Origin of the sequence: Oceanobacillus damuensis (assembly GCF_001618145.1) — a bacterium.
Lineage (GTDB): Bacteria > Bacillota > Bacilli > Bacillales > Amphibacillaceae > Oceanobacillus > Oceanobacillus damuensis.
Genome location: NZ_LQNF01000040.1, coordinates 24,223 through 33,068 on the forward strand (window position 1 = coordinate 24,223; position 8,846 = coordinate 33,068).

The window sequence follows — 8,846 nt, forward strand, 5'->3', positions numbered from 1 at the left end:
TGATTTGGCCACTCTATAGAAACCATAAAAAAACATAGCCATTCAGCTATGTTCAGATAAACGTATTTTAGTATGAGTTATTTTGAGGTTTGACTTTCTTACGGTAAATAACAAAGCCTATTATTGCTATCGCAATCAGAAGTATACCGTAGAACTGCAATTCTCCGATGATTTTTTGAACAGATTCAATATTCCCTATACTGCCCAACCAAAGCATTCCAATCATCCATGGGGTTATTCCGATCATCGTTAACAGCAGGAAATTCCATATCCTCATCTTACTAATTCCAGCCACGTAAGACACATAGTTGCCAATACCAAGCACTCTTGAAAGAGCTACACTCCAAATACCAAACCTTTTGAAAGAAGCTTGGGCTTTCTCGATACCTTTCCTGCTGGTCATCTTTTTTAATCTCTCTTCCATTTTAAGACCGATCAAGAATGGAATCAGACTGAAAACCGTGTAAATGATACTTGCCATTAAACCATATAACACAAGCTGGATGAACGTTAAATTCAAAAGATAGCCAAACATCAGTGCAAGCAATCCCCCTGGGAATGGAAGTGACGAAGCCTCAATTGCAACGGAAGCAAACAACCCCAATATTCCTAAATCACTAATAGCGTTTATAATCGTCTCCAGCATAATGTTAATCCCCTTCAGTTTCTAAAGTTTTGCATCGTTAGCCTATTTCGGTTGAACAAATCATTTTAAGATGTTTGGGAAGCACAGAAATTTTCGCTGGTGTGCTAGACGGAATTTCTCCATCCATATCAATATCTTTTATTTCTGAAGTTGATATCGAGAGACTGCTTGCCTGAAAATGTGTCAATTGTTCCATCTCATCGTTATCGACAATCGTCCTATTCATTGATAACAATTCCCGAAAGGAAGCCAACGTGGAATCTTTAATAACTAAAACATCCAGCTTTCCGTCATTTGGACTAATCGTTGATATGGGGATCTCTCTCGTCCCGATATATTTCCCGTTCAGGATAGCGATTAAAACGGCTTCTCCCTTGAAAATACCGTTATCACTATTTAACTCATAGGAAAAGGATTGAGTATTATTGACAGTTCTGATTGCAGTCATGATATAACTGAGTGCCCCAAAGCTTTTTTTCTCATTCTCGTTTACATTCTGGGAAGTATCGGCAACCAGCCCGATTCCCCAAAAGTTAAGAAAATAGCGATCGTTCGACTTTCCTATATCAATTTCTATGATTTCTCCTTTTACAATCGCTTCTGCAGCAGCCTGAAGATTCTGTGGGATCTGAAGCATTCTGCTGAAATCATTGGAGGTCCCACCCGGCAAGATGGCAATGATCGGCCTTTTTTCCAATGGTGCAATACTGTTCAAACACGTGTGAACAGTGCCATCCCCTCCAAGAATAATAAGCAGGTCAATCGTTTCACCAAATGTTTTACAGACATTTTCGGTCTCTTCTGCAGTATCCGTCTGCAAAACTGTCAGCTCCTTGATATGCCTGCTCAGTATCGGTAAGGTTTGTGACAGTTTTTGTTCGATATTGGTTTTTCCGGCATTTATGTGATATAGAAATAATGCTTTTTCGTATTTAGGCATGCCAATTCTCCTCACATTCATAAATAAATATAGCCTTTTTCAGACAAAAGCAAACCTTTTTCGCTTACTTCTAGGTCAAATTACTCGTTTTTTGTCATTATATAGTAAAAATTATGAAAACAAACTGTAAATTTCCAAAAATTCACTAGATTTTTCCCTGTAATTATTATTTAATAGAGTAGTGAACTTACTAATACATAAAAAACAGGAGGGTCAAGATGAAAAAACTTTATAGTCTATTACTTGTGCTGGCATTGGCATTGGTTTTAGCAGCATGTGGCGGATCAGATGATTCAGACACTGGTAATGGCAGTGAAGATGCAGACGACACCAATTCAGAAGAAACTAGTGAAGAGTCCGGCGAAGAAACTGGTGAAGAAACCAGCGAGGAATCCAGTGAAGGAATTCCTGACACTTTAGTTATAGGTTTTGTTCCATCCCAGGATTCCGATACAATCGCTGATACAGTTGAGCCATTGGCAGACCGTTTAGGTGAAGAGTTGGGTATTGAGGTTCAGGGTCAAGTAATGACAAACTATAATGCTTTAGTTGAAGCAATGGGAGCCAATCAAGTACAGGTTGGTTTTATTCCGGCATTTGGTTATGTATTGGCTAATGAGCAATACGATGTTGAAGTAATCTTGAAATCCATTCGTTACGGTTCAGGAACATACAAAGCACAATACGTTGTACGCTCTGATTCCGGTATCGAGAGTTTAGCAGATTTAGAGGGTACAGTTTGGGCATACGGTGACCAAGGTTCCACATCTGGTTATCTTTTCCCTGCAAGTCAATTGATGGAAGAGTTTGGCTATGATACTGCAGCAGAATTGGAAAGCAACTTCTTCAGCGGTACCGTTCAAACAGGCGGCCACGATAACTCTGCAATCGCAGTTCTCGAAGGAGATGCTGATGTAGCCACTACTTTTGATGATGTTCGTACAGAGCTTGAAGAAGAATATCCGACAGTAATGGAGGAATTGTCTATCCTGGGCTATACAGACGAAATTCCTAATGATACTATTTCGGTGACGAAAGAACTTCCAGATGAATTCGTTCAGGAAATCAAAGATGTTTTCTTATCTTTCAACGAAGATGAAGAAATGATCCAAATCATGAACGATGTTTATAACTGGGATGAAATCGACGAAGCATCTGATGAAGAGTATCAGGTTGTAAAAGATACGTACGCTAAATTTAAAGACAATATTGAACTTTAATTGCAGCGGAACGAAATCAATAAATAGGTGTTACCAATAAAAGGGGAGTGTTTGCTCCCCTTTTTTTCCTAATGTTTCGGACATTTATTTGACTTAAGCTTATAATGGAGGAAAATACATAAAATGATTGAATTTAAAAATGTCGGTTTAGTATACCCGAACGGCACAGAAGGCTTAAAAGATATTAATGTGACAATTAATGACGGTGAATTTGTAGTAATCGTAGGTTTATCGGGCGCCGGAAAGTCCACCTTTATTCGCAGCATTAACCGCTTAGTAACCCCTACATCCGGATCTCTTCTTGTAGACAATGAAGACATTCTTAAATTTCGCGGTTCTAATTTGAGAAAACTTCGTACTAAAACGGGAATGGTCTTCCAAAGCTACAATCTAGTAAAACGTTCCAACGTATTAAAAAATGTATTGGCAGGACGGCTAGGTCATACAGGAACATTACGCTCCATTTTCAATGCTTATAAAAAGGAAGATATTGGACTGGCCTACGAGAGCTTGAAACGAGTAAACATTGAAGAAAAGATCTATAATCGAGCTGATGAGTTAAGTGGTGGGCAGCAGCAACGCGTAAGTATTGCACGCGTACTTACACAACAACCTAAATATATTCTTGCAGACGAACCTGTCGCATCACTTGACCCGCCTACTTCCCATCAGGTGATGACATATTTGAAGAAAATTAATAAAGAGGACAACATAACAACCATTGTAAACCTGCACTTCATTGATATGGCAATGGAGTATGCTGACCGTATTATCGGGATGCGTGCAGGTGAAGTAGTTTTTGATGGTCCTGTATCTGAGGTTTCCGAAAGTACTTTTGAAGAAATATATGGCCGTTCAATACGTGAGGAAGACTTGCGTGGGGGTGCAGATGAATCGTGACGAACGAAAATAACTCATTGACCTCGAAGAAAGTGCCGCCTATTTACCCTGCCAAAACGAAGGTACAGGTAACGCTTATATTTTTTGTTGTTCTTGGCATTTATATATTCAGCATGTCCTGGACCCAGCGGCAAATGGCGGGTGGTTTCGGCGGGGCGCTTGGTAATATGTTTACAGTAATCGAAAAGTTCTTTCCGCCTAATACCGCGGTGATATCAGCAATATGGGGACCGATGGTGGAAACCATCCAAATGGCAATCATTGCAACGACATTTGCTGCAATTCTAACTGTCCCCTTAGCTATATTAGCAGCGGAAAATATTACAACGTGGAAACCATTATATATTCTGACACGCACGTTCTTAAACATTTTACGTACCATTCCGGATCTTGTTCTGGCAGTAATTTTTGTCGGTCTGTTTGGGATTGGACTATTTCCTGGAATACTGGCGCTTGTGATTTTCTCTTTGGGTATCCTGGCTAAACTGATCAGTGAGACAATTGAATCGGTCGATATGCATCCGCTGGAAGCTATGCGCTCATCAGGAGGCAATGTATTCCAGGTAATCTGGTATGGCCTCATACCACAAGTATTGCCACAATATACATCACTTGTCCTCTACGTATTTGAGATTAATATCCGCGCCTCCGTCGTATTAGGTTTGGTTGGTGCCGGTGGTATCGGATTGATATTAAACCAGCAACTAGGTTTTTACAATTACCCGAATGCCATGATGATTATCATTCTTATTTTTGTAGTAGTCATCGTTATTGAATACATCAGTACGAGAATAAGGGAGGCATTGCTATAATGGAAAATTATTCCCTACCTCCGAAACCCAAAAATTCCATGTATAAAAATATCAGAAACATCGTCATTGCTATATTGGTAATAGCCATGTATGTATGGACATTTGTCAGTATAGATATTGATTGGGGACGGGCGATTGAACGGGCAATAAACAACTTTAATCGGGTAATACCCAGACTGTTCAATCCGGATTGGTCGGCAACCGGGGATGTTGCATGGAGTATGCTTGAGACAGTTTTAATAGCTTTTGCCGGATCTTTAATGGCAGCAGTAATAGCAGTGCCATTATCCTTCCTTGCCGCCCGTAATATGATGGGTGGAATCGTCATTTCAACAATCGGCAAATGGGTGCTTTCAGCCGTGCGTGCATTTCCGGATATAATCCTTGCGATTTTATTCGTAGTCGCAGTTGGACCGAATGCATTTGCCGGTGTACTTGCCATTGCAATTGGCTCGACAGGAATGCTTGGCAAGATGTTTGCGGAAATTATCGAGTCCATCGATATGAATGTAGTAGAAGCAATGGAAGCTAGTGGCGCCAATAAAATACAAATTCTTTTTTACGGTGTATTGCCACAGATCACGCCGGAATTTCTGTCGTATGCGATCTATCGTTTTGAAGTGGATATACGTGCCTCCTCCATCCTTGGTATCGTCGGTGCTGGTGGTATCGGTACGATGATTATTTTTGCTTCCAATAACCGCAACTGGAATGAAATGGGAACGATTCTTTTGGCTATTATCATTGTCGTAACGATTATCGACTTTGCTTCTGCACGTATCAGAAGAAAAATTGTCTAGCAGGAAAGACTTGAGAATTTATTTTTTTGAGAGTAGGATGTCCCTGAAGAGTTTTACCGCTCCTTAGGGGCATTTTTGTAACTTTATTTACTGAAAGGATGCGACATATTGCAAAATAAATCAGCTAAAATGACACTGCTATATACAAGTGATATTCATGGTAATGCGATGCCTGTTTTATATGGAACGAATGAAAAAGCAGATATAGGGCTTGTCAAATACGCTTCCGTTGTGAAGGAAGCAAGGCAAAAAAGTGAAAATATAATTGCGATTGATAACGGGGACCTGATTCAGGGAACTCCTTTAATGACCCATTATGTAAAAGAATACAGTAACCGGGAGAATCCAATGATCGGAATAATGAATCGAATTGGTATTGATGCTGCAGTACTCGGCAATCATGAATTTAATTTTGGAAAGGAAATTCTGGCAGATGCAATTCAACAATCTGATTTTCCTTGGCTTTCTGCAAATATATTGGACGAAAGTACCAATAAACCAAAGTTTGGACCTCCATATATCATCAAGAATCTTGAAAATGGAGTCAAAGCAGCAATCGTTGGGGTTACGACACACTATATTCCGAACTGGGAAGCACCAGATCACATAAAGGGAGTTCATTTTGCTGATGCTTTCAAAACATTGGAAAAGTGGATCATGCAAATCCGCGAAACAGAAAATCCCGATGTACTAATTGTATCCTATCATGGCGGCTTTGAACGTGACCTTCAGACAGGTGAACCAACAGAGAAGCTGTCTGGGGAGAATCAAGGATACCAAATGTGCCAGGAGATAGAAGGAATTGACATACTTCTGACAGGCCATCAGCACCGCAGATTAAGCGGGATGGTAAATGATGTACTCATTCTGCAGCCGGGGAATAACGGACAGGCTTACGGGAAGGTTGAAATTGAGCTGGAAAAGAGAAATGAAAGATGGGTTATAACAGATAGGTCCGGAAGCCTGCACGAACTAAGAGATATCGAATCAGATTCTATGTTAATGGATTATATGGAAGAGATGGAGAAATCGACACAGCGGTGGCTTGATCAGCCGATTGGTTACATAGAAGGCGACATGACAATTGAAGATCCCTTCCTTGCGAGAGTCAAGAAACACCCTTTTATTCAGTTTATACAGGATGTACAAATGGACGCCAGCGGAATCGATATTTCCGTTACTTCCCTCTTGAATAATACTTCCACCGGTTTTGGACCGGTCGTCACCATGAGGGATATCGTTTCCAATTATATGTATCCAAATACACTTGTCGTTCTTGAATTGACCGGACAAGATATAAAAGATGCCCTGGAGAAAAGTGCAGAATATTTTACTGTAACAGATAATCAGGTTGCCGTTAATCCAGCATATATATATCCGAAACCTCAGCATTACAACTATGATATGTGGGAAGGGATAACCTATACAATACAGGTGTCAAACCCTGTTGGAACAAGGGTAAGGGATATCTTTTACCAGGACAGACCGATTGACTTCCATCAGACTTATCATGTAGTTCTGAACAATTACCGTGCTTCAGGCGGTGGCAACTACGATATGTTCAAAAATAAGCCGGTTGTTAAAGAAATTCAAAAGGATGCCGTTGAGATGATCAGGGAGTATTTCGAAAAGAATCAAAAGATCCAAGCCACAGCTAATGCAAACTTTACTGTACAGGTGTGAAAATTGGTGCGAATAAAAACACGATCACCCAATGAAGGGATGATCGTGTTTGATTTAACCAAGCTGCTGGTGCAGAAACTCTGTTACTGATTCTGGTGATTTTGTATAGGCACTGTGCTGATGTGCAAGTTTCTCTCCATTTTGGAAAACCAATACACTTGGAATGCCCATAACTTCATATTTTTCAGCTAGTCCGCTTACTTCATCGCTGTTAACTTCATACCATTCGTAATTCTTAAATTCTTCAAGAACATCACCGATAAACATATCCATTCTTTTGCAGTCCGGACACCAGTCAGCGAAGAATTTGACGATTACGGGGTCTTCACTTTGAATAACTTCGTTGAATTGATCAACCGTTTGAATTGTTTTCATTAAAACTCACTCCTTTTACCATTCATTCTAGCGATAATATGTTTTTTTGTCCTTTTTTTTGCTTATTTGTATTCTACCCTGCCAAGGATATATGCCACGAATAGACCGATTGCAAAGGTAACCACACTTAACAGGACAATGGAAGTGCTTGCCGGGAAACCTGGATAGACAACGAAAATCGATCCGATTACAAGTCCGATAATCACCGCAAATGTACTGCTGTAATAATTCTTAAGGAAGAAAGCAATTATTTTACTCATCACAATAAAACCAATGGCAATTCCAATTCCTGTAACTGCTATAATATCCAGCTGCAGATTGCTGATTGCAGCTATTATTGTCGTATAGACCCCAAGCAGCAACAGCATAAATGAGCCGCTTATTCCAGGTATAATCATCGCACTGCTTGCAATAAAACCGGAAAAGAAAAGTAAAATATACGTAGATCCAGTGATGTTTTGAATCACAGCTCCATCAGTGGGATTAAAGAATGCCATGGATGCAACGATAACAACCCCAAAGAACAGCAGGATATAGTGTTTTGTTTTAAAGTTGTTTTTTGCCTCTGCCTTATGGAATAAATAAGGCAGTACACCGAGGATTAATCCAAGGAAAAAGAACTGTGTTGGTGCAGGATAATGTTCAAAAAGCCATTCAATAACATTAGCAAGCAGGAAAATCGCCGTTAGTATACCAATTCCCAATGGGATAAGGAAGCTTAAATGCTTTTTCCAATCCTTGCTGAATAATCCATTAATCGAAAGAATAAGTCGATCGTAAATCCCAAGTAAAACAGCTATTGTACCACCGCTGACACCAGGAATAACATCACTCGTCCCCATTATTAAACCACGATATAAGTTTTTCCACTCCATTTACAGTTTTCTCCTCTATGTATCTTGTCGTTAACTACATGCTTATAATACCAAAAAATGCTTGTAATTTATAGAATAACCCAACTTTTCGCAGAGTGAAATTGACAAATTGGCCTTTGTAGAATTAGCTAGGCTTAAGATTCATTACGCTTGAGTGGACGTTTGAATTAACTGTCAGACTCTCGTCGTAGTTGGTATAAAATGCGAAGCAACTGCTATTTGCGATAGATCTACAGCTAATAATGGAAGCAAGTTACTTCGGCGACCGCTCGGGGAAATACACTACGCTTTCCACGGGCGGCTGGTGAGCCCCTTCATGCTACGCATTTCAGTGTCTCACCTATGCCTGTCCTCCCGTTGGAGTCTCCGTGTATACGGGCTGCTGATATGGATTTTTTTCGAAAAAGAATTCTGCGCAAGAACAATCAACACATTTGATTTACTTTCAGCGCATCCGGCATTTTTAAAATAAACGACATAAATTCTTCCGTAAACATTAGCTATTTCAAGGATAATAATTGGCAGTAAACTTCTAACGAGCTCTGGGAAATACACGGAGACTTCTGCGGGAGCAGAGGCATAGGTGAGACAGCGC

10 protein-coding genes are annotated in these 8,846 nt (G+C 40.0%); 5 read left to right on the plus strand and 5 right to left on the minus strand.

Translation table 11 applies throughout. The features are described from left to right. Positions 1–67: 67 nt before the first annotated feature. Both A4245_RS17425 and A4245_RS17430 read right to left on the minus strand, forming a co-directional pair. Positions 68–646, minus strand: coding sequence for a DedA family protein (locus tag A4245_RS17425; RefSeq protein ID WP_067730278.1), 579 nt, complete (start codon positions 644–646; stop codon positions 68–70). Positions 647–683: 37 nt separating this feature from the next. Beyond that, positions 684–1,586 carry a diacylglycerol/lipid kinase family protein gene (locus A4245_RS17430; protein ID WP_067730280.1) on the minus strand — a complete coding sequence of 301 codons (903 nt, stop codon included), beginning with the start codon at positions 1,584–1,586 and terminating at the stop codon, positions 684–686. 218 nt (positions 1,587–1,804) lie between these two features. On the opposite strand from A4245_RS17430, the gene A4245_RS17435 reads away from it, so the two are divergent. The 5 genes from A4245_RS17435 (at position 1,805) to A4245_RS17455 (ending at position 7,001) form a co-directional block, all read left to right on the plus strand. After that, positions 1,805–2,806 carry a phosphate/phosphite/phosphonate ABC transporter substrate-binding protein gene (locus A4245_RS17435; RefSeq protein WP_067730282.1) on the plus strand — a complete coding sequence of 334 codons (1,002 nt, stop codon included), beginning with the start codon at positions 1,805–1,807 and terminating at the stop codon, positions 2,804–2,806. A 123-nt stretch (positions 2,807–2,929) separates the two neighbouring features. Continuing rightward, positions 2,930–3,706, plus strand: coding sequence for a phosphonate ABC transporter ATP-binding protein (gene phnC / locus A4245_RS17440; protein ID WP_067730283.1), 777 nt, complete (start codon positions 2,930–2,932; stop codon positions 3,704–3,706). Then, positions 3,703–4,518, plus strand: coding sequence for a phosphonate ABC transporter, permease protein PhnE (gene phnE / locus A4245_RS17445; RefSeq protein ID WP_067730285.1), 816 nt, complete (start codon positions 3,703–3,705; stop codon positions 4,516–4,518). The genes phnC and phnE (A4245_RS17445) overlap by 4 nt, the downstream gene beginning before the upstream one ends. Next, positions 4,518–5,318 carry a phosphonate ABC transporter, permease protein PhnE gene (gene phnE, locus A4245_RS17450; RefSeq protein ID WP_067730287.1) on the plus strand — a complete coding sequence of 267 codons (801 nt, stop codon included), beginning with the start codon at positions 4,518–4,520 and terminating at the stop codon, positions 5,316–5,318. The genes phnE (A4245_RS17445) and phnE (A4245_RS17450) overlap by 1 nt, the downstream gene beginning before the upstream one ends. Positions 5,319–5,447: 129 nt before the next feature. Further along, entirely contained in the window at positions 5,448–7,001 is a 1,554-nt protein-coding gene (locus A4245_RS17455; protein WP_067730292.1) for a bifunctional metallophosphatase/5'-nucleotidase, read from the plus strand. A gap of 54 nt (positions 7,002–7,055) precedes the next feature. Here the strand turns inward: A4245_RS17455 and A4245_RS17460 are convergent, their stop codons facing one another. The 3 genes from A4245_RS17460 to A4245_RS20685 form a co-directional block, all read right to left on the minus strand. After that, the gene (locus A4245_RS17460) at positions 7,056–7,376 is read right to left on the minus strand and encodes a thioredoxin family protein (protein ID WP_067730289.1); all 321 of its coding nucleotides are present in this window, start codon (positions 7,374–7,376) and stop codon (positions 7,056–7,058) included. Between the two features lie 62 nt (positions 7,377–7,438). Beyond that, the gene (locus A4245_RS17465; protein WP_067730291.1) at positions 7,439–8,251 is read right to left on the minus strand and encodes a DUF368 domain-containing protein; all 813 of its coding nucleotides are present in this window, start codon (positions 8,249–8,251) and stop codon (positions 7,439–7,441) included. Positions 8,252–8,587: 336 nt separating this feature from the next. After that, positions 8,588–8,846 (minus strand): hypothetical protein (locus A4245_RS20685; protein ID WP_234402440.1); only part of this gene is annotated, 259 nt, incomplete at its 5' end.

What these genes read in the sequence shown, in the direction of transcription:
- A4245_RS17425 (WP_067730278.1), bottom strand. Translation starts at nt 646, where the DNA reads ATGCTGGAGACGATTATAAACGCTATTAGTGATTTAGGAATATTGGGG.
- A4245_RS17430 (WP_067730280.1), bottom strand. Translation starts at nt 1,586, where the DNA reads ATGCCTAAATACGAAAAAGCATTATTTCTATATCACATAAATGCCGGA.
- A4245_RS17435 (WP_067730282.1), top strand. Translation starts at nt 1,805, where the DNA reads ATGAAAAAACTTTATAGTCTATTACTTGTGCTGGCATTGGCATTGGTT.
- phnC (WP_067730283.1), top strand. Translation starts at nt 2,930, where the DNA reads ATGATTGAATTTAAAAATGTCGGTTTAGTATACCCGAACGGCACAGAA.
- phnE (WP_067730287.1), top strand. Translation starts at nt 4,518, where the DNA reads ATGGAAAATTATTCCCTACCTCCGAAACCCAAAAATTCCATGTATAAA.
- A4245_RS17455 (WP_067730292.1), top strand. Translation starts at nt 5,448, where the DNA reads ATGACACTGCTATATACAAGTGATATTCATGGTAATGCGATGCCTGTT.
- A4245_RS17460 (WP_067730289.1), bottom strand. Translation starts at nt 7,376, where the DNA reads ATGAAAACAATTCAAACGGTTGATCAATTCAACGAAGTTATTCAAAGT.
- A4245_RS17465 (WP_067730291.1), bottom strand. Translation starts at nt 8,251, where the DNA reads ATGGAGTGGAAAAACTTATATCGTGGTTTAATAATGGGGACGAGTGAT.